This window comes from Pseudomonas sp. CFSAN084952, assembly GCF_009648855.1.
Lineage (GTDB): Bacteria > Pseudomonadota > Gammaproteobacteria > Pseudomonadales > Pseudomonadaceae > Aquipseudomonas > Aquipseudomonas paracarnis.
The window spans coordinates 5,787,037-5,809,234 of the sequence record NZ_CP045767.1 but is presented as its reverse complement, the minus strand read 5'-3'; the positions used below and the strand labels follow the sequence as shown (position 1 = coordinate 5,809,234).

Annotated in this window: 18 protein-coding genes and 1 tRNA gene; 13 read left to right on the top strand and 6 right to left on the bottom strand. The window is 60.4% G+C overall.

The window, feature by feature from the left end:
- Positions 1-46 precede the first annotated feature (46 nt).
- From GH769_RS26465 to GH769_RS26450, 4 genes are all read left to right on the top strand, one after another.
- A tRNA-Thr gene (locus GH769_RS26465) sits at positions 47-122 on the top strand.
- A gap of 412 nt (positions 123-534) precedes the next feature.
- Positions 535-1,899: a CHASE2 domain-containing protein gene (locus tag GH769_RS26460; RefSeq protein ID WP_032901799.1), complete on the top strand. Its 1,365-nt coding sequence runs from the start codon at positions 535-537 to the stop codon at positions 1,897-1,899.
- A gap of 16 nt (positions 1,900-1,915) precedes the next feature.
- A complete protein-coding gene (locus GH769_RS26455) occupies positions 1,916-2,281 on the top strand; it encodes a hypothetical protein (protein WP_014716500.1) in 366 nt (121 codons plus the stop codon).
- A gap of 13 nt (positions 2,282-2,294) precedes the next feature.
- Positions 2,295-3,872 (top strand): M48 family metallopeptidase, encoded by a 1,578-nt coding sequence (locus GH769_RS26450; protein ID WP_032901798.1) that lies wholly within the window; start codon positions 2,295-2,297, stop codon positions 3,870-3,872.
- 80 nt (positions 3,873-3,952) lie between these two features.
- On the opposite strand, the gene GH769_RS26445 is transcribed toward GH769_RS26450, so the two are convergent.
- A complete protein-coding gene (locus GH769_RS26445; RefSeq protein ID WP_014716498.1) occupies positions 3,953-5,269 on the bottom strand; it encodes an OprD family porin in 1,317 nt (438 codons plus the stop codon).
- A 408-nt stretch (positions 5,270-5,677) separates the two neighbouring features.
- Between GH769_RS26445 and GH769_RS26440 the strand changes: the two genes are divergently transcribed.
- A complete protein-coding gene (locus tag GH769_RS26440) occupies positions 5,678-7,753 on the top strand; it encodes a TonB-dependent siderophore receptor (RefSeq protein WP_032901797.1) in 2,076 nt (691 codons plus the stop codon).
- Positions 7,754-8,070: 317 nt separating this feature from the next.
- Here GH769_RS26440 and GH769_RS26435 read toward each other — a convergent pair whose 3' ends face one another.
- The 3 genes from GH769_RS26435 to GH769_RS26425 form a co-directional block, all read right to left on the bottom strand.
- Positions 8,071-8,286, bottom strand: a complete 216-nt coding sequence (locus GH769_RS26435) for a hypothetical protein (protein ID WP_014716496.1) — start codon at positions 8,284-8,286, stop codon at positions 8,071-8,073.
- 235 nt (positions 8,287-8,521) lie between these two features.
- Complete coding sequence (gene aguA / locus GH769_RS26430) at positions 8,522-9,628, bottom strand: agmatine deiminase (protein WP_019817883.1); 1,107 nt, start codon at positions 9,626-9,628, stop codon at positions 8,522-8,524.
- Between the two features lie 121 nt (positions 9,629-9,749).
- Positions 9,750-12,659: an aminotransferase gene (locus GH769_RS26425; RefSeq protein ID WP_020302408.1), complete on the bottom strand. Its 2,910-nt coding sequence runs from the start codon at positions 12,657-12,659 to the stop codon at positions 9,750-9,752.
- Between the two features lie 151 nt (positions 12,660-12,810).
- Here GH769_RS26425 and rfbB point away from each other — a divergent pair, with 151 nt between their 5' ends.
- From rfbB to GH769_RS26390, 7 genes are read left to right on the top strand one after another with little or no spacing between them, the layout of a single operon-like run.
- Positions 12,811-13,893: a dTDP-glucose 4,6-dehydratase gene (gene rfbB / locus GH769_RS26420; protein ID WP_020302409.1), complete on the top strand. Its 1,083-nt coding sequence runs from the start codon at positions 12,811-12,813 to the stop codon at positions 13,891-13,893.
- On the top strand, positions 13,890-14,765 hold the full coding sequence (gene rfbA, locus GH769_RS26415; RefSeq protein WP_014716492.1) for a glucose-1-phosphate thymidylyltransferase RfbA: 876 nt from the start codon (positions 13,890-13,892) through the stop codon (positions 14,763-14,765). Before rfbB ends, rfbA begins: the two co-directional genes overlap by 4 nt.
- Positions 14,762-15,307, top strand: a complete 546-nt coding sequence (gene rfbC, locus GH769_RS26410) for a dTDP-4-dehydrorhamnose 3,5-epimerase (protein ID WP_014716491.1) — start codon at positions 14,762-14,764, stop codon at positions 15,305-15,307. The genes rfbA and rfbC overlap by 4 nt, the downstream gene beginning before the upstream one ends.
- Positions 15,304-16,185 (top strand): dTDP-4-dehydrorhamnose reductase, encoded by an 882-nt coding sequence (gene rfbD, locus GH769_RS26405; protein ID WP_014716490.1) that lies wholly within the window; start codon positions 15,304-15,306, stop codon positions 16,183-16,185. The genes rfbC and rfbD overlap by 4 nt, the downstream gene beginning before the upstream one ends.
- 34 nt (positions 16,186-16,219) lie before the next feature.
- Positions 16,220-18,028: an ATP-binding protein gene (locus tag GH769_RS26400; RefSeq protein ID WP_032901796.1), complete on the top strand. Its 1,809-nt coding sequence runs from the start codon at positions 16,220-16,222 to the stop codon at positions 18,026-18,028.
- Positions 18,025-19,410, top strand: coding sequence for a sigma-54 dependent transcriptional regulator (locus tag GH769_RS26395; protein ID WP_020302411.1), 1,386 nt, complete (start codon positions 18,025-18,027; stop codon positions 19,408-19,410). The genes GH769_RS26400 and GH769_RS26395 overlap by 4 nt, the downstream gene beginning before the upstream one ends.
- Positions 19,411-19,436: 26 nt before the next feature.
- Positions 19,437-19,892 (top strand): thioesterase domain-containing protein, encoded by a 456-nt coding sequence (locus GH769_RS26390; RefSeq protein ID WP_014716487.1) that lies wholly within the window; start codon positions 19,437-19,439, stop codon positions 19,890-19,892.
- 127 nt (positions 19,893-20,019) lie between these two features.
- On the opposite strand, the gene cysQ is transcribed toward GH769_RS26390, so the two are convergent.
- Together cysQ and nudE are read right to left on the bottom strand one after the other, a co-directional pair.
- Complete coding sequence (gene cysQ / locus GH769_RS26385) at positions 20,020-20,856, bottom strand: 3'(2'),5'-bisphosphate nucleotidase CysQ (RefSeq protein WP_014716486.1); 837 nt, start codon at positions 20,854-20,856, stop codon at positions 20,020-20,022.
- Positions 20,853-21,419 carry an ADP compounds hydrolase NudE gene (gene nudE, locus GH769_RS26380; RefSeq protein ID WP_014716485.1) on the bottom strand — a complete coding sequence of 189 codons (567 nt, stop codon included), beginning with the start codon at positions 21,417-21,419 and terminating at the stop codon, positions 20,853-20,855. The genes cysQ and nudE overlap by 4 nt, the downstream gene beginning before the upstream one ends.
- A gap of 87 nt (positions 21,420-21,506) precedes the next feature.
- Between nudE and yrfG the strand changes: the two genes are divergently transcribed.
- Entirely contained in the window at positions 21,507-22,169 is a 663-nt protein-coding gene (gene yrfG / locus GH769_RS26375; RefSeq protein WP_014716484.1) for a GMP/IMP nucleotidase, read from the top strand.
- Positions 22,170-22,198 lie beyond the last annotated feature (29 nt).

The window sequence follows — 22,198 nt, the reverse complement described above, 5'->3', positions numbered from 1 at the left end:
GGGGTTTACAGAACCTTTCCAATCGCTATAATCGTCGCCCTAACACGCCGGTATAGCTCAGTTGGTAGAGCAACTGACTTGTAATCAGTAGGTCCCGGGTTCGACTCCTGGTGCCGGCACCATACAAAACAAAGCCTCCACAGAAATGTGGAGGCTTTGTTGTTTCCGCATGTCCACATCCTGTCCACACCTTGCCATCCTGCAGCGCAAGCCTCATCGCGGTGAGATCGACAAATCAACCGACTACCAGGGTGGCAAATACAAAGACTGCCTTTTCGCACTCCTATTTCCAGGAGATGAGGGAGGTGATGATTGAATAGCCCAGGAACGTTGAGCAATAGCGAAGTGATGTGGTGCCTAGGCTGGCCGCCCGAAGCCCACGGAATAAAACCCCGGCCTGGACACGCCCGGGCTTTTTTACGAATGACGATCCATGCGCCCATCGCGATATGGCACTTAGCCACTTTTCCAATTGACACCCCCTCCCCACTCCGTTAAAAACCCCGCCTTGCTTGCGTTTTTATCGAGACATGGATGTTGTCCAAACCCCCGCTATTCAAATACCGCCGCTATTGGCTGGCGGTCATCATCGTGTTGCTGGCGATTCTTGATCCTTTCGGCCTGGCCAGTTCCAGCGACAAGGCGTCGGCGCAGTGGCTCAATCGCATGTTCGCCAGTCACTACCCGAGCCTTGGGCAGCAGCGGGTGGCGGTGGTGTTGATCGATGATGCCTACCTGATGCGCAATAACAGTTCATGGCCCATGCCGTATGGCGAGCAGAGTAAGTTGTTCAAGCGGTTGCTGGCGTACAAGCCCCAGGCGGTGTTTGTGGATTTGCTTTATAGCCACGACCACTCGCTCGGTGACCCTGCGCGGGGCAGTCAGTTGCTGGCGAATGTGTTTGAGCGTTATCAGCGCCAAGGCATCCCGCTGTGGCTGGCCAATACGGGGTTGATGCGCGCAGAGGCGGGCCAGGCGAATACGCTGGCGCCGTTTATGCAGGTGAGCCAGCCGGCCCTGGTGGTGTGGGAAGGCGTGGATGACAAATATCCACTGGCGATGAAGACACAGGCAGGGTTGTTGGAAACCCCTGCCATGTCGCTGTACCGGGTGTTCTGCGCCACGCAGCACTGCAAGCCGCCGCCGGTGGATGCGCAAACCGCTGCGCAACGCCAGCCCATTGCAGTGCAGTGGGGATTGAAGCTGGCGCCGGAACAGGCGCGTATCGCCGATATCCGCCACTGCGCGCCCGCGCGGCATTTTTTGCTGGATGGGGTGGCGCAGTTCTTCCAGGCGGTGTTCTGGAAACTCGATGACTCGGCCCAGGCGCGCTGCCCTTATACGCTGACGTTGTCGGCCAGTGACCTGGAGGTCAGCGACCCCGACGACCAGGCACTGGTCGCCGAATTGCTGCGCGACCGCCTGGTGTTGGTGGGCGCCAATATCGCCTCGACAGGGGACTTGGTGGAGTCGCCGGTGCACGGCCAACTCCCCGGCGTTTACCTGCACGCCATGGCGCTGGACAACCTGATCAATACGGGCATGGACTACGATCATGAACCGGCCAATTTCCCCCACCTGCCGTTCAATTGGCTGGACCTGCTGGAGCTCGGGCTGCTGGCGTTGATCGCCGTGCTCAAGGCGCTGCACGCACGTCGCCTGGCGGGCCATCGCCCCTGGAGCCGGTGGCGTCGCCAGGAAATCTGGTTTTTTACCTCGCCATGCCCGTCGTGGCTGTTGGTGATGTCGATGTTGGCGGGGGTCAGTGTGTTGCTGAGCCTCAATGACATCACCCCGGTCAACGTGCTGGGCATTGTGTTGCTGTCGTTGGTGCTGTTCAGCGAGCGGATCGAAGCCTTCTTCGACCGCGATCGCCGAGTGCACCGCTCTGCTATCTGACTCAAGGAAACCAAGGATGAACAGAAGCCTCATCGTCTTGCTCGCCGCCCTCTTCACCCAGGGCGCCTGGGCAGAAACCCACAGTATCAAGGCGTTCCTCGCCGACCCGGTGACCGTACTGGACGAGCAAGGCAAGCAACAACGTGAGCTGGCGAAAAAGGACGCGCCCACCCAGCCCCTGCCGGTGTTGCAGTACAACCAGGCGCTGGACCTGGTGCAGGTAGAACTGGCAGGCCAGAAGGTGTGGCTGGACACCATGGACCTGCGCATCGAGCCACCGCTGAACGTCGTGGACCTGCCCTGCCAGGGCCTGACCAAAAGCCAGGCCAAGGACAGCCGCAACAACTCCACCATCGGTTTTGGTGCCGGCTGCAATCAATAAAAGGAGCGTTGCGGTGAAGGGATATCTAGTAGCAGCCAGCCTGTTGGCCAGTTCGGTGCTCAGTGGTTGCGCCACCTTGAAAGGCGCAGACCAGGCATTTCTGAACCTGGTGGGGCCCTCGACCCAGTCCCGGGTTCAGGGCCACTACGTGGACAACAGCGACGTACGCCAGTATTACAAGCTCGACCCACAACGCCAGAGCAAACAGCGCTTGAGCTACGACGGTCGTGCGGTGCCGGCCGCTGAAGCGCGCCAGCAGAACCTGGTGGATATCCCCATGCTGCAAGCCTACCTGCAGGGCATTGTCACGCGCTTGTCCAAAGGCTGGCCGGGGGAGTTGCCGCCGCTGCAGGTGAAGATCACCGACAGCTATGGCTTCGGGCCGTCGGCAGACCCTTACGGCAATCTGTTCGTGCCGCTGGGCATGCTGGACAACGTCGCCAGTGAAGATGAAATCGCCGCGATGCTGGGCCATGAAATGAGCCACGTATTGCTGCATCACCATGACCGCATGGCCGCTTTCCAGCAGCAGAAAGACATGTTCACCACCGTCGCCTCCACGGTCGCCTTGGCCACCATGGCTGCCGATACGGGCGTGGACCGCAGCTCCGGTACGATGAAACTGTTCAGTAAAGACCCGGCCGGCACCCAGAAGACCATCGGTAATACCGTGCTGTACACCGCCCTGGCCAATACCTTTTCCGATCAGGTATGGAGCACCGCCTGGGGCCGCAGCCAGGAAGACCAGGCCGACTTGCTGGGCACCGACTTGATGATCCGCGCCGGTTACGCGCCGCGAGCCGCCACCCATAGCCTGGAGCGCCTCAACGACTTCCAGGGCAAGCAGAAACCCTTGCTCACGGGGTTCCTCACCGCGCGCAAGAATGCCATGCAGGATTCGCTGCAGCAGTTCAATCTCAACCAGTTCACCAAAGAGCTGGACGTGCTGGTCAAGGATGGCTTGACCACCGGCCTCACCGCGACCAGCCAATATTTCAACCGCTCACATATGTCGGCCATGGACCGCGATACCGAACTGCGCCAGTACTTGCAACGCGAATATCGCCAGGAACGCCGCGCCCGGGTCAACCCGCAAAGCTGGGCGAAAATGAAGAGCACGCCCCAGGTGGCGAAGGCTTTGCAGGGCTATAAAGACGCGTACTTCGCGATTGATGCCCTGGAGAAAAACAAGGTGCCAGACGCTGACGCTTTCATCCGCAAGGCCCTGGCTTCGCCGGTAAAAGACCAGCCGAGCATTCGGCGCACTGCCTATACCGTGCGCCTGGCCCAAGGCAAAAACAGCGAAGCGGTGAAAGAGTTGCAGGCGATCAAGGACTGGTCCCTGGCCGGGCCTTCCACCTATGACTTGATGATCAGCTACCACCTCAAACGCGGTGACGGGCAATCGGCACTGGCGATGATCGACAAGGCAGAACGCAACCTGGGCTCGGAGGAACTGTTTATTACCGAAAAGCTGCTGGCCAACCAGCAACTGCAGAATGCGCAGCAGGTGCAAACGGTGTTGCGCAAGTGCGAGCAGTACCCGACACGCAAGGAAAACTGCAAGAAACTCGCGCCAGCCAAGGCCTAGGTAGCAGCCTCCAGGCATAAAAAAACCCCGAACCAGTCGGGGTTTTTTATGGCCTGGCATCAGGCACGACATTCGATCAATTAGAAAACGTTGATCGGGTAGTCGGCAAACAGACGGATTTCGTTACCGCCTACGTTGTACTCGCTGGCGTTGTTGGAAACGCGCAACCACGAGGCACGAGCACGCAGGCTCAGGTCTTTGGCTGGGCCGCTCTGTACCACGTACTTGAACTGGTTCCAGATTTCACGCTCGGTACCATCGCCACGGTTGGTACCGTCGTCGATGTTGGTACCGCGCACGTAGGCAATGTTGTAGGTCAGGCCCGGTACGCCGAAGGTGGCGAAGTCGATGCCGTAACCTGCTTGCCAGGAGCGCTCGTCCTTGCCGTTGAAGTCGGACCAGTAGGAGTTGGCCAGCAAGATGGTATTGCCGCCGTCGCCGATACCGCCGGCGTTGCGGTAGCCGCCGTACAGGTAGCCAGTGTCACCGGTGCTGCGCTGGTGAGCGATGGTGAAGCTGTGCGGGCCAACGGCCCACGTGGCGCCCAGGCTCCAGATTTTGTTGTCGCGCGCGTCAGCGTCTTTTTGGTTTTCCAAGGCGAAGCTGCGATCCAGCTTGGTCTTGTAGCCATTGAAGTCAAACGTCAGCGACTGCTGCTGCGGCAAGGCCAGCACGTAGTTGACGTTGACGTATTGCTTCTTCAACACGTCCTGCATGTCGGAGGCGTAAAGGGCAGCCGACAGGCTTTCGGTGAATTTGTAGCTACCACCGATATAGTCGATGCTTTTCAGGCGGCCGCTGTCGGTGCCTTCCATGCTCTTGCGCGCTTCTTTAGTGAAATGACCCGCGTCCAATTGCAGACCGGCGATTTCTTTAGAGACGATCGAAGTACCGGTGTAGGTTTCCGACAACAGGCGAGAGTTGTCGTACTGCAGCACAGGCACAGCCGGGAACTGATCACCGTACTTGAGTACAGTGTTGGAAACGCGGAACTTAACGGCAGCGCCGCCTTTGGCCAGGTCGTGCGGTGCCGAGCCTGGGTTTGGCTTGCCGTTGTCATCAAGAGTGCCGTTGCCCTGCTTGAAGAAGTCGATACCGCCGGCGCCAGCGCGACCTTTACCACCGTCCAGGCGGATAGCGTATTGGCCAATCACATCCACACCCACACCCACGGTGCCTTGGGTGAAGCCGGACTCGAACTTGCCGATGAAGCCTTGGCCCCATTCAGCTTTGTCCTGCTTGCCGTTTTTGTAGTCACGGCTGATGTAGGCGTTACGTGCTGCGATGTTCAGGTGGCTGTCTTCAACGAAACCCTTGGATTGCTCCTGGTCGTTTGCCATTGCTGTCGATGCGCTCAAAATCCCCAGAGCGATCAGACTCATCCGTTGCTTCAACATTTTCTTATATTCCTTATTACGGGTTGAGTACGCGCTGTGACACCAGGCTCCTATTGCTTTTTCTGGTGTCGACTTTGCCGGCAAAAAGAAGGCCCGCGGACGACTGAACTGCCGCAGGCCTTTTTTATTGGGATTAGTCATGGTGGTTAGCCACAGGCGTTGGGCGCAATCCTATGCGGGCGTTGAACTATGTGTCAATTTCGTGAATCGTCTGTATTTAGGCGATATTCGTCTAAGCGGCGAGCGGAGGCGCAGGGATGAAAGCCTGAAAAGCGCCTTGAATCCCCCTCGAAACACATTAAGTAACAAATCCGACAGAGCGGACGTTAGGGAATAGATAACACGCGCAAATGCAAAGCATTACCATTCGCGCACAATTTTCCTGTCACGTCATTTGGATACGCTCCCATGCCTGCCCCTCGCCTGACGCCCCTCTCCCTTGGGCTCTCTGTTCTGCTGTCTGCCGGTTTTGCCGGTGCGGCCACGGTCTTGCCTGAAACCTCGATCAGTGTGGAAGCAGACGAAGACGACCCACGGGTCAAGGAGACCAGCACCGCCACACGCACCGCGACGGCTGTTCGCTATGTGCCCCAGGCGATCGACTCAGTCAAAACCGAAAGCCTGCGCTCCTATGGCACCAACGAGCTGGGCCAGGCGTTGAGCGGTATCCCCAACGTCAGCAGCGGCGCCGATACACGCTTCGACAGCCTGCGCATACGTGGTTTCGACGCCAGCAATGACTTCTATCTGGATGGCATTCGCGACGACAGCCAGTACGTGCGCGACCTGCATAACATCGAGCGTATCGAAGTACTCAAGGGGCCGGCTGCGGTGCTTTACGGGCGAGGCGGCCAGGGCGGCATCGTCAACCGGGTGAGCAAAATGCCAACCCCAGGGCAAAAATCCAGCATCGAAGCCCAAGGCGGCAGCAACGATTTGCGCAGCCTGTATGCCGACCTGAGTACCGACCCCACCGATAACATCAGCCTGCGCCTGAACATGGGCAACCAGGATAACAACAGCTTTCGCGATGGCGTCAGCGGCAACCGTCAGTTGTTCGCGCCGTCAATGAGCTGGCAGCTCACTCCAGAGCTGAACTGGCTGGTGCAATACGAATACAGCCGTTACAACCGCACCCCAGACCGTGGCATTCCGGGCGTCAACGGGCGCCCGGCGGATGTGAGCCGCAGCACCACTTACTTTGATCACGGCGATTACATCGACGATAAATCCCAGTCCCTGCGTTCCAAACTCGCCTACGAGCTCAACGCCGACTGGCAACTGCGCCACACCCTTGGCGTGTTCAAGCTCGACAGTGATTTCGACAATACCTACCAGACCGGCTATGAGCCGAAAACCAACAGCGTCACCCGCCAACACTGGCAGCAGGACCTGACCACCCGCAACGTGTTCAACAACCTGGAACTGGAAGGCGGTTTCGACACCTTTGGCCTGGAACACCGCCTGCTCACCGGTATTGAGCTGGGCAGCCAGCGCCGCGATCCGAAGCTGTACTCCGCTCGGGATGGCAGAACAGTGCCGAGCCTGGACCTCAACCAACCCAATCGCCGCCTGAGCCACACCGGGAGCATGCGACTGTCGAGTAACAACCACACCGAAGTCGAAAGCCGCGCCCTGTATGTGCAGGACCAACTGCGCCTGAACGACCAGTGGCAACTGCTGGGCGGGCTGCGTTATGACCGTTTCGAAGTGGACACCACCAACAAGCTGCTCGACATCCAACAGAACGTGAAAAGCCACAGCACCAGCCCGCGGGTCGGCCTGGTGTGGACGCCCCTGGAACACCACTCGTTCTATGCTTCGTGGAGCAAGACCTTCACACCAGCCGGCGGCGGCCTGATCGGCATCACGCCGAACGCCACCGGCAACGCCAACGACCTGAGCCCGGAGCTGACCAAGCAAAAGGAAATCGGCGTGAAGAGCGACTGGTTCGACGAACGCCTGAGCACCACCCTGGCCGTGTACGAACTGGAACTCTACAACCGCCGCACCAGCGACCCGCTGGACCGCACCATTACGCTGCTCACTGGCGAGCAACGCTCACGCGGCGTGGAGCTGACCGCCACCGGCAAGATCGTCGACAACTGGTATGTGCGCGGCGGCGTAGGCCTGCAGGACGCCAAGGTCGAGAAGGACAACAATGGCTTTGAAGGCAAACGAATCAGCGACGTGGCCAAGCGCAACGCCAGCCTGTTCATCACCTGGAAACCGCAGATGGGCTGGTACGCGGAAACCGGTTTGACCCTGGTGGGTGATCGATATGCCGACAACCTCAACACCGTGGTGTTGCCGGGTTATGGCCGCTGGGACGCGCTGGCCGGGTTCCGTCAGAAAGAGTGGGACGTGAGGGCGGCGCTGAACAATATTGCCGACAAAAACTACTACGCCTCGGCGACCAGTGCGGCGCAGATTCAACCGGGGGAGCCGCGAAGCCTGGTGGTCACCGGTACCTACAGCTTCTGACACGCCTCATGTGAAACAAAGCCAGCCCCCACACTGGTTAGGCATTGCCCACAACATCAGCGCCTGGCGCAGATCCCTGTGGGAGCGGGCTTGCCCGCGAAAGCGGTGTGCCAGTCACTGGATGTTTAACTGAACCACCGCCATCGCAGGCAAGCCAGCTCCCACACTGGTTAGGTAGTGCCCACAACATCAGCGCCTGGCGCAGATCCCTGTGGGAGCGGGCTTGCCCGCGAAAGCGGTGTGCCAGTCACTGGATGTTTAACTGAACCACCGCTATCGCAGGCAAGCCAACTCCCACAGTTGGTTTCAGGTGTTCTTTAGTTGCTCATTACCTCGCACAACGCCTGCACTTCATCCTCCGTGAACAACCCCAACGGGTAGCGCTCACTCATCACACTGCGCAAGTCAGACGCTTGTCTGGCCTGTCGCGAGCCGTTCGCCTTCAACCAAAGGGCCAACGCATGGATGGCGTCACCGTCGACCCGCAAAGGGTGGAACGTACGCGTGTTCATCAGGTGGACATCGGCATTCATTTCAGCGCTCTCTCCTGCTGCGTGAGCGGCTAACTTACTCAAGGTTTGTGACAGAACTACGCGGTCATCCCCCTTGGGCCACTGTAACCACAGCGATACAAGAGCTATGCCAATGTGCCCTGTTCACCGGCATGCAGGCATGAAAAAGCCCGCGACCGGGCTGGGTCGCGGGCTTGCGGGGAACACTGCAAACGCGCGGTGCTCGTGCGCCATCAAGGCGCTGTTACAACTGCACTCACTTTCGCTGCGGAGCTGGCTGCTGCTGGGTCAGGCAATGGATATTGCCCCCACCCAGTAACAGTTCGCGGCCCGGCACCATCACCACTTCATGCTGTGGGAAAAGGTTCTGCAGGATCTGCTTGGCCTGGTCGTCCAACGGGTCATCGAAGCTCGGCGCGATGATGCCGCCGTTGACGATCAGGAAGTTGACATAGGAACCGGCCAACCGCACGGTCGGATTACGCTCCTGGCTGCCCTCAACCAGGTCTACCCCGGCGCATTCCTCCTCAGTGGCATACAGCGGACCCGGGATCGGCATTTTATGCACGATGAACGAGCGGCCCTGGGCATCGGTGCTGCTTTGCAGCACGTCCATGGCAGCGTGGCAGCGGGGGTAGTTCGGGTCTTGCGGGTCATCGGTCCAGGCCAGCAACACTTCGCCCGGGCGCACGTAGCAGCAGAAGTTATCCACATGGCCGTCGGTTTCGTCGTTGAACAGGCCATCCGGCAACCAAATGATCTTATCCACAGCCAGGTTATCGCTGAGCACCGCCTCAATAGCCGCACGATCAAGGTGTGGGTTGCGGTTGCGGTTCAACAGGCATTCTTCGGTGGTGATCAGGGTGCCTTCGCCGTCGACATGAATCGAACCGCCTTCAAGCACGAAGCCTTCAGTGCGGTAACGCGGTGCGCGCTCCATCTCGAGGATCTTGCCTCCCACTTGGGAATCGCGGTTCCACGGGGAATACAGGCCGCCGTCAAAACCACCCCAGGCGTTGAAGTCCCAGTTCACACCCCGTACTTCACCACTGCCGTTGATCACGAAAGTCGGGCCGGTGTCGCGAACCCACGCGTCGTCATTGGACATTTCCACCAGGCGGATATTGGGTACGTCCAGGCGGGCACGGGCGTTTTCGTACTGGCTGGCGGAGACCGCGACGGTCACCGGCTCAAAACGTGCGATAGCCTTGGCCACCGCCACATGGGCCGCCTGCGCTGGCTTACCGCCCAGGCGCCAGTTGTCTGGGCGCTCGGGCCAGATCATCCAGGTCTGGGTCTGGGGCGCCCATTCGGCAGGCATATGAAAGCCATCGGCGCGAGGTGTGCTGTGCAAGGTGGTCATGGCGATCAGGGCTCCGAATGGGGTGAAGGGCAACTTTATAATGGATAAAAATCGGCTTTAACAGACTAAAAACATGATAGGTGCTCGGGTCTGCAAAAAATAGCCGATAACAATCGATAAATCACAGTTGTTCATCCAGCACTTTGGACAGCATGTCCACAAAGAAGTCCACGCTGCGCCTGGACGTCACCATCGGCGGCTTGATTTTGAGGATATTCAGATAATCACCGGTAGGTTGCATGAAAATCCCCAGCTCCCGCAGGCGATCACACAACAAGGCGGTTTCTGCCGTCGCAGGTTCCAGGGTGTGGCGATCACGCACCAGTTCAAGGCCCAGATAGAAGCCCGAACCGTGCACGGCACCGACGAGTGGATGGCGATCAATCAATTCCTCCAGTCGTGCCTTGAAATGCCCGCCTACCACTTGGGCGTTTTCCCACAGCTTTTCCTCTTCCATCACGTCCAGCACTGCCATGCCGATCCGGCAACTGACCGGGCTGCCTCCCGATGACGAGAAGAAGTAACCCTCGGCCTCCAGCGCCTCGGCAATCTCTCGGCGGGTAATCACTGCGCCCAACGGCTGGCCGTTGCCCATGCCCTTGGCCATGGTAATGATGTCAGGCACCACACCCTGCTGTTCAAACCCCCAGAAGAAATGCCCCATGCGGCCGTAACCCACCTGCACTTCATCGGCGATGCACACGCCCCCCTGGGCACGCACCAAGCCATACACCTGTTGCAGGTAACCCGCTGGCAGGGAGATGCCACCGGCGTTGCCGTACACCGGTTCACAGATAAACCCGGCCAATTGACGCTGGCTCGCGGCGATTTTCGCCAGGTTATGCTCAACACTTCGTACATAGTCCGGCGCGCTGTCCGGCCCGCGGAATTCACCGCGGTAAGTATTGGGCGCGGTCACCGGGTGTACCCAATCCGGGCGGCTGCTCAAGGCCTGGGGGTTATCGGCAATCGAGGTGGACACGGCATCCGCCGCCACCGACCAGCCGTGATAGGCCTCCAGCACGCTGAGCATGTCGCGCCCGCCGCTGTAGGCCCAGGCCAAACGAATCGCCAGGTCATTGGCCTCCGTGCCGCTGTTGACCAGGAACACCCGGTCCATGCCCTGTGGCGCCAACGCCAGCAGGCGCTCGGAGAACTCGGCAATTGCCGCATAGTGAAAGCGCGAGTTGGTGTTGAGCAACGACCATTGCCGAGCCGCCACCTCAGCCATGCGCGGGTGGCCATGGCCCAGCACGGCCACGTTGTTGAGCATGTCGAGGTAGGATCGGCCCTGCATATCGATCAGGTGGTTACGCCAGCCGCGCTCGATACGCGGTGGGTCGGCGTAGTAGTGCTTCTGGGAGCGGGCAAAGCTGGCATCCCGCCGGGCCAGCAGGGCCTGCGGGTCCAGTTCCGGCTCAGCATCACAGGCCAGGCCCAACAGCGCCGAGGGTGACGGGCACAACGCCTGCCACGCCAACGCCCGGGAAGGTGTGCAGAACAGCGGCGGCTCAAGGTCGGCGCGGCATAACTGCACAGTCAACGGCGCCTGCACCTCGCCCAGCACCTGCCCTTTGACCAGCGTTGCGCCGGGCTTGAGTGACGTGCGCACGCCCCACAGGCGCAGGCTCAGCTCACTGTCGTGCAAGCACAGCAAGCCGTCGGCACCTTCGCGCAGCGTTCCCGCAAAGGGTGCTTCCAGAACCGTGCCGTGAGGCAGGTGCAGTTCGACATGCAGGGGTAATGTCTCGGGCTCTAGCGCACTGTCGGGGCGGGTGCGCGACAAGCGGTATTGCCCATAACGACTGGCCGCCAGCCCATGCACCGTCGCCGCTTGATCCAGCAAGCGCCGATCGATGCCGGGAGTTTCCCAATTGCCAGCCTCGAAATGCGGGCTGAGTACGCCCAGGTCGATCAGCGCGAACTCGCGCCCCACCAAGCCTGGCAATAAAGGCGCGAAGTCTTGGTTGGCGACGGGCGGTAATGTTTCACCGACGCTGCACAGAATCGCTGCTTGCATGAGTTCAAAGGGCACCGACGTGGCGATATGGAAGATTTCCCACTCGTGTTCGGCGTTTTTCTTTAGATAAACGTTATCCGGGTCCAGGCATTGCTGCTGCTCACTGCTGAGCACCAACACTGCCGCGCGGGCGACGATCAACGGCCACAACACCTCCAACTCTTCGCGCTGCAACGGCGTGACCGCGTGGCAGGCCTGGATCGCCGGCAAGAGGGCAAACGGATCACCGTCGGCATGGTGCAACAGCGCCGCGCAGGTCACCGACAGGTCGGCAACTCGCCAGGTACGCACCAGATCGCCAAAATCGATCACGCCTTGTATACGCCAGTGCCGCTGGGCATCACGCTGCCACACCACATTGTCATCGGTGATATCCATGTGCACCGCTTGCCACGGCAGGTGTGCCGCCAACGGCTGGACATGCGCCTCGACCTGCCTGGCCACCTGCTCCAAAGCAGCACGCTGCGGCAGGTCGGGCAAGGTTGCCAGCAGGTGGGCGATCAATGCCTGCGCGTGGCGCGGGTCCCATTGCAGGGTGCGCGCAAGGCCAGGGTGCTCGAAATCTGCCAGCGCGAGGCTCATCTGCCCGCACAGCTCACCAAAGCCTTCGATCACGGTGCGGCTCAGGTGGGGTAAATGCGTCAGGGGCTGGCCGTCGATGTAGCCCAATAGCCGCAGGTGCAGGGTTTGGCCATCGACGTTGACCGTCAGTAGATCCTCGCCCTCCACGGTCGGGATGACCTTGGGCACGCGCAGGCCGGGATGCGTGCCCAGGCTGTTAAGGGCCGCATGCTGGGCCTGGAGTTCAAGCGCGGCGTAGTCACCTCGGCAGATCTTCAGAACAAAGCGGCCCCGAGTGCTGTCAACTCTATAGTTGAGGTCTTGTTGACTGCCCAATGAGCGTAATTTGCCCGTCATTCCATAATGTCGCTCGAGCAGGTGTGCTGCCTGCTCGAGGGTTACTTGTGGGCAAGGCAAGCTGGCACGGTGGGTCAACGTGGCTAACGACATTGTGACGACCTTTGTTTTTTCAGGCGTCTATATCGCCATTGTTCAGGGGCGATAATCAACCCCTTATGCTCACGGCGCTTGCGCCAGCCCGATTCACAACTCAAGCTATGCATCTTTCGCTTTATGTCCGTCTAAGGAAAAGGCCCTCGACATGCGCATTCTCATCACCGGCGGTGCCGGATTTATTGGCTCGGCCCTGATCCGGCACTTGATTCAACACACTGAGCATGAAGTGCTCAACCTGGACAAGCTGACTTACGCCGGCAACCTCGAGTCGCTGACCAGCATCGCGTCCAACAGCCGCTATGAGTTTGTCCAGGCCGATATCATCGACCAGGCCACCGTCAGCGCCGTGCTCGCACGCTTCCAACCCGATGCGATCATGCACCTGGCGGCCGAGTCCCATGTCGACCGCTCCATTGACGGTCCGTCGGATTTTATCCAGACCAACATCGTCGGCACCTACAGCCTGCTGGAAGCCACGCGCGCCTATTGGCAGAAGCTGGCAGAGCCGGCAAAAAGCGCGTTCCGTTTCCACCACATCTCCACTGATGAGGTGTATGGCGACCTGCATGGCGTGGACGACCTCTTCACCGAAACCACGCCTTACGCCCCCAGCTCGCCTTATTCCGCGAGCAAGGCGGCGTCCGACCACCTGGTACGCGCCTGGCAGCGCACCTATGGCCTGCCGGTGCTGTTGACCAACTGCTCGAACAATTACGGGCCGTTCCACTTCCCCGAAAAATTGATCCCGCTGGTGATTCTCAATGCCCTGGCGGGCAAGCCACTGCCGGTGTATGGCGATGGTCTGCAGGTGCGTGACTGGCTGTTCGTCGAGGATCACGCCCGTGCGCTGCTCACAGTGGTCACCACTGGGGTTGTGGGCGAAACCTACAATATTGGCGGCCACAACGAACAGAAGAACATCGACGTGGTACGCGGCATCTGCGCCCTGCTGGAAGAACTGGCGCCGCAACGCCCAGCCGGCGTGGAGAAATTCACTGACCTGATCACCTTCGTCAAGGATCGCCCAGGCCACGACCAACGCTATGCCATTGACGCCAGCAAAATCGAACGCGAACTGGGCTGGGTCCCGGAAGAAACCTTCGAGACCGGCCTGCGCAAAACCGTGCAGTGGTACCTCGATAACCTGGAATGGTGCCGCAGGGTCCAGGACGGCAGTTATCAAGGTGAACGACTGGGCAATACTGACGTGAAGGATTTGATCGCATGATGAAGGGAATTGTATTGGCCGGCGGTTCCGGCACCCGTTTGCATCCCATTACCCTGGGCGTGTCCAAACAGTTGTTGCCGGTATATGACAAGCCGATGATCTACTACCCGATCTCGGTACTGATGCTGGCGGGGATTAAGGACATCCTGGTGATCTCCACACCAGTGGACTTGCCCCAATACCAGAACCTGCTGGGCGATGGCAGCCAATTCGGCGTGCGCTTCACCTACGCGGAGCAGCCTTCGCCGGATGGCTTGGCCCAGGCGTTTATCATCGGCGAAGAGTTCATTGGCGATGACCCTGTGTGCTTGATCCTGGGGGACAATATCTTCCACGGCCAGCATTTCGGCGAGCAGCTGCGCACTGCGGCGGAACGCCCCTCAGGCGCTACCGTGTTCGGTTACTGGGTCAAAGACCCTGAGCGTTTCGGTGTAATTGACTTCGATAGTGAAGGCCGCGCCCTGTCCATCGAAGAAAAACCGGCTAAGCCTAAGTCCCACTACGCCGTGACCGGCCTGTACTTTTACGACAACGACGTGATCAAGATCGCCAAGGCGGTCAAGCCGTCGCCACGCGGCGAGTTGGAGATCACCGACGTCAACAATGCCTACCTCCAGCGTGGCGATCTGCACGTTGAACGCTTCGGTCGTGGTTTCGCCTGGCTCGACACCGGCACCCATGACAGCCTGTTGGAAGCCTCGACCTACGTTCAGACCATCGAGCACCGCCAGGGCTTGAAAGTGGCCTGCCTGGAAGAAATCGCCTACGAAAACGGCTGGATCGATCGTGACTATCTGCTGGAACGTGCCAAGTACTTTGGCAAGACCGGCTATGGTCAGTACTTGTACTCTCTCGCTGGGAATCCTAAATGAATGTGAACGCCACTGAACTGCCCGGTGTATTGATCATCGAGCCCAAGGTTTTTGGCGATGAACGTGGCTTTTTCTATGAAAGTTTCAACGCCCGGGATTTTGCTCAGGCCAGCGGTCTGGAACTGCAGTTTGTGCAGGACAACCACTCGCGCTCGCAAAAGGGCGTGCTGAGAGGCCTTCACTATCAGGTAGAACACGCCCAAGGAAAATTGGTGCGTGTGACCGCCGGAGAGGTACTGGACGTTGCGGTGGATATCCGCCGCAGCTCACCACATTTCGGCAAATGGGCCAGCGTGCGCCTATCGGCCGAAAATAACCGCCAGCTGTGGATTCCTCCGGGCTTCGCCCACGGTTTTGTAGTACTCAGCGAATACGCAGAATTCCTCTACAAGACCACGGATTACTACACACCGTCTGCGGAGAGGTGCATTCGCTGGGACGAACCTGAACTGAGCATTGATTGGCAGTTGGCGGGCCCACCCACCTTGTCTGCCAAGGATCAAAACGGTAAAAACCTGAAAGACGCGGACCTGTTCCCGTGACAGCCTCCCTAAAAATCCTCATCACCGGCCAACACGGCCAAGTCTCCCAGGAGCTGCAACAGCGGCTCCAGGACCTGGGCGAACTCATCGTCCTGGGCCGCGACCAGCTTGACCTGGCAAACGCAGACCTTATCCGCCAACAAGTGCGCGCCCATCGCCCCGGCCTGATCATCAACGCGGCGGCCCACACCGCCGTCGATCTGGCCGAGAGCGAGCCGGACGCTGCGTTCGCCATCAATGCCATCGCCCCCCGCATCCTCGCCGAAGAAGCCAAGGCCCTGGGCATCCCGCTGATTCACTACTCGACCGACTACGTGTTCGACGGCACTAAACCTGCCCCGTACACCGAAAGCGACACGCCGAACCCATTGGGCGTCTACGGCCAGAGCAAGCTGGCGGGTGAGCAGGCGATTGCGGCTGTTGGCGGCCAGTACCTGATCTTGCGTACCAGCTGGGTCTATTCGGGCCATGGCAAGAATTTCCTGCTGACCATGCAACGCCTGCTGCAGGAAAAAGCGCAGATGCGCATCGTTGCCGACCAGATCGGTGCGCCGACCTGGGCCGGGACTATCGCCAACAGCACCCGCGTGCTGATCGAGCAGTGGCAGGCCGGTAAGGCAGGGGATTGGGGTGTTTACCACCTCACTGCCCAGGGTGAAACCTCGTGGTTCGGTTTTGCCGCGGCGATTGGCGAGCAACTGCGCGCCGAAGGCAAGGCCTGCGCCGAGCTGGAACCGATTCCTTCCAGCGCCTACCCGACCCCCGCCAAGCGCCCGCTGAACTCGCGCCTGGACTGCACGCGCCTGCAACAGCAATGGCACGTCAGCCAGCCACAATGGCAAGACGCATTGCACGAGTGTCTTGCACAGCAGCACTAGGCATAATGCGCCTGTACTCACAGGCGCGACTCCCATGACCCCACCCCTTGCGCGAAGACCCCGCTGGCGCAGCCTAGCCCTGCTGGCTCTGTGCCTGGCACCGCTGTTGTGGCCGCTGGAGCATTTGGCCGAGCGCTATTACCGCAGCGAACTGGCCGGGCAAAATCGCCAGACCCTCGACCTCTACGTCGCCAACTTGCTGGGCACCCTGCACCGCTACGAAATACTGCCGCAGATCCTCGGTGACTTACCGGCCCTGCGTACTGCATTGGACGCTCCCCATGTCAGCACCCACCTGGTCAGCGCCAACCAGTTGCTCAAGGATGTCGCCGCCCAGGCCGGGGTAGAGGTGATGTATCTGATGGACACCACCGGCAAGACCCTCGCCGCGTCCAACTGGGACAAACAAGACAGCTTTGTCGGGCGCAACTTTTCCTTCCGTCCGTATTTCAGCGAAGCCATGGCCGGGCGCCTCGGCCGGTTCTTCGGCCTGGGCACCACCTCGGCCAAGCGCGGCTACTTCTTCGCAGCAGCGGTACGTGACGGCGATACTATCATCGGGGTGCTGGTGGTGAAGGTCGACCTGGACCACACCGAAAGCCTGTGGGGCAATACCCCCGAACAACTGTTGGTCACCGACCACAACGGCGTGGTGATCCTCACTTCGCGCCCGCAATGGCGATTCCGCGCCACGCGGCCACTGACCGCCGAAGAACGCCAGGCCATCATTGCTATCCAGCCCTACCCCACCCGCGACCCGCAGCCACTGAGCCTCAGCAGCAGCGCTTGGCTGCGCCAATCCACAGCCATCGCAGAGACCGGCTGGAACGTGGAAATCCTCGCGCCGCGCTCGCTGATCAACCGCCCGGTGCGCACGGTCGTTGCCGTGGGCGGCGCCACGTTGTTGGTGCTGATGCTGTTGCTGGGGTTGCTGATGCAGCGCCGCCGGCACTACCTGGAACGCATCGCCTTCGAAGCCAAGGCCCGCCGCGAGTTGGAAATGCGCGTGGCCGAGCGTACCAGTGACCTGGAGGGCCTGAACCGGCGCCTGAAGCAGGAAGTGCTGGAGCGCGAACACGCCCAGCAAGAACTGGTGCGCGCTCAGGACGACTTGGTCCAGGCCGGTAAACTGTCGGCGCTGGGCACCATGTCGGCGAGTATCAGCCATGAACTGAATCAGCCACTGGCGGCGATTCGCAGCTATGCCGAAAACGCCGAAATCCTGCTCGACCATGAGCGCACCAACGATGCCCGTGGCAACCTCAAGCTGATCAGCGAATTGACCGGGCGCATGGCTTCGATTATCGCCCACCTACGCGCCTTCGCCCGTCGCGACCGGCATGCGCCGGAGAGCGTGGCTTTGCAACCGGCGCTGGACGACGCCCTGGCATTGCTGGCCAAGCGTCGGCGTTCGATGGAGGTGGAGTTGATCCGCGACCTGCCAGAGGCAACCCTGTGGGTGCAGGCTGGTGAAACCCGCCTGCGCCAGGTGCTGGGGAACCTGCTGGCCAATGCCTTGGACGCCCTCACCGAAAAAGGCCCGCCACGCAAACTCTGGCTGAGTGCCGAAACCACGCCCCATGGCGTCAACTTGTATATTCGCGACAACGGCCCGGGCTTTTGCATGGAAGCCCTGGGCCGCGCCAGCGAGCCGTTTTACACCACCAAGACGCGCACTCAGGGCCTGGGCCTGGGCCTGGCGATCTGCGACACGCTGATGCGCGCCTTTGGCGGCGAACTGTTGTTCGCCAACCACAAGGAAGGCGGCGCGCTGTTAACCTTGAAATTACGTGCCGGCTCGCCGGGCGTCAGTCTGCAACCGTCCGAGGACCGCAGTGTATGAGTATCGACAACTCGATTCAGGTGGTATTGATCGACGACGATCCACACCTGCGTCAGGCCCTGTGCCAGACCCTGGACCTGGCCGGCCTGAACGTCCTGCCCCTGGGAGAAGCCAACGGGCTCACCGCACGTCTGTCCCGAGACTGGCCGGGCGTGGTGGTCAGCGACATCCGCATGCCCGGCATGGACGGCCTGGAATTGTTGGCCGAACTGCACGGCCAGGACCCCGACCTGCCGGTGCTGCTGATCACCGGCCACGGCGACGTACCGCTGGCGGTGCAGGCCATGCGTGCTGGTGCCTATGACTTCCTGGAAAAGCCCTTCGCCAGCGACGCGCTGCTCGACAGCGTGCGCCGCGCCCTGGCCCTGCGCCGGCTGGTACTGGACAACCGCAGCCTGCGCCTGGCTCTCAGCGACCGCCAGCAACTCAGTACGCGCCTGGTAGGGCACTCGCCACAGATGTTGCGCCTGCGCGAGCAAATCGGTGCACTGGCCGCGACCAAGGCCGATGTGCTGATCCTCGGCGAAACCGGCGCTGGCAAGGAGGTCGTCGCCCGCGCCCTGCACGACCTCTCAAGCCGACGCAGCGGCCCGTTTGTGGCGATTAACGCCGGAGCACTGGCGGAATCGGTCGTGGAAAGCGAACTATTCGGCCATGAACCGGGCGCGTTTACCGGCGCGCAAAAGCGCCGTATCGGCAAGTTCGAGTTCGCTAATGGCGGCACGCTGTTCCTCGATGAAATCGAAAGCATGAGCCTGGATGTACAGGTCAAGTTGCTGCGCCTTTTACAGGAGCGCGTCGTGGAGCGCCTGGGTGGCAATCAGCTGATCCCGCTGGATATCCGCATTATCGCCGCCACCAAGGAAGACCTGCGCCAGGCCGCCGATCAGGGCCGTTTCCGTGCCGACTTGTATTACCGCCTCAATGTGGCGCCGCTGCGCATTCCCCCGCTACGGGAACGGGGTGAAGATGCGCTGATGCTGTTCCAGCACTTCGCCGACGAGGCCAGCAGCCGCCACGGCCTGCCCTTGCACGAACTGCAACCGGGCCAGCGCGCGCTGTTGCTGCGCCACAGCTGGCCGGGCAATGTGCGGGAACTGCAAAACGCCGCGGAGCGTTTCGCCCTCGGCCTGGAGTTGGCCCTGGATAACGCCCAGGACCATCCCGCCGCCGGCGTGCTGACCTCCACGCCCGGAGGCCTGAGCGAGCAAGTCGAACAGTTCGAAAAAAGCCTGATCGCCGCCGAACTGACCCGCCCCCACAGCTCCGTGCGCAGCCTCGCCGAAGCCCTGGGCGTGCCGCGCAAAACCTTGCACGACAAACTGCGCAAACACGGCCTGAACTTCGCCGACAGTGCCAGCCAGAGCGCCGATGACGAATGACATCGTCCACCTACGAAGAGGCCGCCATGAGCCGCGATAGCCGTTACCTGGAATCCATCCTTCACCATGACATCCCACTCACCCGGGAAATGGGCCTCAGGGTGCTCGACTGGCAACAGGACCAGCTGCAACTGCACCTGCCCTTGCAAGCCAATATCAACCACAAGAGCACCATGTTTGGCGGCAGCCTCTACTGCGGCGCCGTGCTGGCGGGTTGGGGTTGGCTGCACCTGAAGCTGCGTGAAGCCGGGATTGAAGACGGGCACATCGTGATTCAGGAAGGGCAGATCAGCTACCCGCTGCCGGTGACCCAGGACGCGACAGCCATTTGCGCGGCGCCGGATGAAAAGATTTGGAAGCGCTTTATGGCGACCTATCAGCGCTATGGGCGGGCGCGGTTGGCGCTGCAGACGTGGATTGTGAATGAAGGCAGTGCAGCGCGTGCCGTAGTCTTTACCGGCCAGTACGTCCTGCACCGCTAGCAGCCATTACATAAAACAAATGTGGGAGCTGGCTTGCCTGCGATAGCGGTGGATCAGTCAATACCTGTACGACTGACACTCCGCCATCGCGGGCAAGCCCGCTCCCACATTTTGCTCTGCAGTGATCTTAAGATCTGGCCAGGGTCAGCAGCCGATCACGCCAGGCGGCCTTGGCTGGCAATGCCAGAAAGAACGGGTTCAGCAACGACTCCCGCGCCGGGTAGCTGAACGGCTTGCCATCCAACTCCAGCACTTCGCCCCCCGCCCCTTCCAATACACCCTGGGCCGCTGCGGTATCCCACTGCGAGGTCGGCGCCAGGCGCGGATAACAATCGGCACTGCCCTCGGCTAATAAGCAAAACTTCAACGAGCTGCCGATATTCGCCAGTTTCAACTCGCCCAAGCCCTCGCTCAAACCATCTAACAGACGCTCCTGCTCAGGGCTGGTATGACGACGGCTGGCCACCACGGTAAAGGCTTCGCCCGCAGCCCTGGCCTGGCGCACTTGAATCTGCTTGGGCGCGGCATTGACGTCCGAACGCCAAGCCCCCAGGCCCGCGCCGCCGAAGTAGCAACGGCCAGTGGTCGGTATCGACACCACGCCGAACACCACGCGGCCCTGTTCGATCAATGCAATATTGACGGTGAACTCTTCACTGCCAGAAATGAATTCCTTGGTGCCATCCAGAGGGTCCACCAACCACCAACGCTGCCAGCCGGCACGCACGCTCTGATCGATATCGGCGTCCTCTTCAGACAGCACTGGAATGCTTGGGTCCAGCGCGGTGAGGCCAGCGAGAATCAGATGGTGGGCAGCCAGGTCAGCAGCCGTCACGGGAGAATCATCCGCCTTGGACGTCACGGCTACCTCGGCACGCCAGTACGGCAGGATGGCTTCACCCGCCTGCCGAGCCAGTTCAATGACCGGAGCGATAAACGGGTGGCCTAAAAACAGTTCGCTCATGCGGTGAACGCTCCACGCTGGGTCAACAGGTCTCTTACCAGATACAGCGCCGCCAGGGCACGACCTTCGCTGAACTGCTCGTTTTGCGCCAGCGCCGACAGCTCACGCAGGTTGACCCGGTCTACCCGCATTGGTTCGGGCTCATCACCTTCAAGACGCTCTTCGTAGAGATCGGTAGCCAACACCACCTGGATCTTCTGGCTCATATAGCCGGGCGACAATGACAGCTCGGTGATGTGCTCCAACTGCCGTGCGCCATAGCCGGCCTCTTCCTTGAGTTCGCGGTCTGCCGCTGCAAGCACGTCTTCGCCGGGCTCGATCAGGCCTTTGGGCAACGACAATTCATACTCGTCAGTGCCGCCGCAGTATTCTTCCACCAGCACTGCATGGTCTTCATCGATCATCGCCACAATCATCACGGCGCCGTAGCCCGTACCGCGCCCGACAAGACGCTCGTAGGTGCGCTCAACGCCATTGGAAAAGCGCAATTGCACTTCCTCCACGCGGAACAAACGGCTACTGGCGACTATTTCGCGGGCGAGGACAGTGGGTTTCTGGCGCATAAACGGCTCCTTGGCGTGATCGGGTTACTATACCGTGGCTTTTCCGATTGTCTGTGTCGGATATCTTTACTTACGTGAGACCCCACCATGCCCTCTTTGCCCTGGCACGCCATCGACACCGTTCTGCTGGACATGGACGGCACCCTGCTCGACCTGCATTACGACAACCACTTCTGGATGGAGCACCTGCCCCAGCGCTACGCCGAACTGCACGGTGTGAGCCAGGCCATGGCCGAGATGGAGCTGCAACCGCTGTTTGAGCGTAACGCCGGACAGTTGCAATGGTATTGCCTGGATTTCTGGAGCGCCGAGCTCAAGATCCCGGTGCGCGAACTCAAGCTGGAAACCGCCCACCTGATCGCCCTGCGTCCGGATGCCGATACGTTCCTGGCGGCCATCAAACAGGCCGGCAAGCGCGTGATCATGATCACCAACGCTCATCGTGATTCGCTGTCATTGAAGTTGGAACGCATTGAACTGGCGCCGTATTTCGAGCGTTTGATCAGCTCTCACGACTACGGTTTTCCCAAGGAAAACCCGCAATTCTGGCAAGCCTTGCAAGCGGATATCCACTTTGACCCGGCCCGTAGCCTGTTTATAGACGACACTTTGCCGATCTTGCGCAGCGCCCGGGATTTCGGGGTCGGTCATTTGCTGGCAGTGAAAGAGCCTGATAGCAAGAAAGGACCAAAGGACACCGCAGAATTTTTAGCAGTGGGGGATTATCGAGATCTCATTGCCGGACTTTGATCAAGTGTGGGAGGGAGCACGCCCCTTCC

Coding starts and splice junctions, on each gene's coding strand:
- GH769_RS26390 (WP_014716487.1), top strand. CDS start 19,437: ATGAGCCGCGATAGCCGTTACCTGGAATCCATCCTTCACCATGACATC.
- GH769_RS26445 (WP_014716498.1), bottom strand. CDS start 5,269: ATGTTGAAGCAACGGATGAGTCTGATCGCTCTGGGGATTTTGAGCGCA.
- cysQ (WP_014716486.1), bottom strand. CDS start 20,856: ATGAGCGAACTGTTTTTAGGCCACCCGTTTATCGCTCCGGTCATTGAA.
- rfbB (WP_020302409.1), top strand. CDS start 12,811: ATGCGCATTCTCATCACCGGCGGTGCCGGATTTATTGGCTCGGCCCTG.
- GH769_RS26435 (WP_014716496.1), bottom strand. CDS start 8,286: ATGAATGCCGATGTCCACCTGATGAACACGCGTACGTTCCACCCTTTG.
- rfbA (WP_014716492.1), top strand. CDS start 13,890: ATGATGAAGGGAATTGTATTGGCCGGCGGTTCCGGCACCCGTTTGCAT.
- nudE (WP_014716485.1), bottom strand. CDS start 21,419: ATGCGCCAGAAACCCACTGTCCTCGCCCGCGAAATAGTCGCCAGTAGC.
- GH769_RS26400 (WP_032901796.1), top strand. CDS start 16,220: ATGACCCCACCCCTTGCGCGAAGACCCCGCTGGCGCAGCCTAGCCCTG.
- yrfG (WP_014716484.1), top strand. CDS start 21,507: ATGCCCTCTTTGCCCTGGCACGCCATCGACACCGTTCTGCTGGACATG.
- GH769_RS26395 (WP_020302411.1), top strand. CDS start 18,025: ATGAGTATCGACAACTCGATTCAGGTGGTATTGATCGACGACGATCCA.
- rfbC (WP_014716491.1), top strand. CDS start 14,762: ATGAATGTGAACGCCACTGAACTGCCCGGTGTATTGATCATCGAGCCC.
- aguA (WP_019817883.1), bottom strand. CDS start 9,628: ATGACCACCTTGCACAGCACACCTCGCGCCGATGGCTTTCATATGCCT.
- GH769_RS26425 (WP_020302408.1), bottom strand. CDS start 12,659: ATGTCGTTAGCCACGTTGACCCACCGTGCCAGCTTGCCTTGCCCACAA.
- GH769_RS26455 (WP_014716500.1), top strand. CDS start 1,916: ATGAACAGAAGCCTCATCGTCTTGCTCGCCGCCCTCTTCACCCAGGGC.
- GH769_RS26460 (WP_032901799.1), top strand. CDS start 535: ATGTTGTCCAAACCCCCGCTATTCAAATACCGCCGCTATTGGCTGGCG.
- GH769_RS26440 (WP_032901797.1), top strand. CDS start 5,678: ATGCCTGCCCCTCGCCTGACGCCCCTCTCCCTTGGGCTCTCTGTTCTG.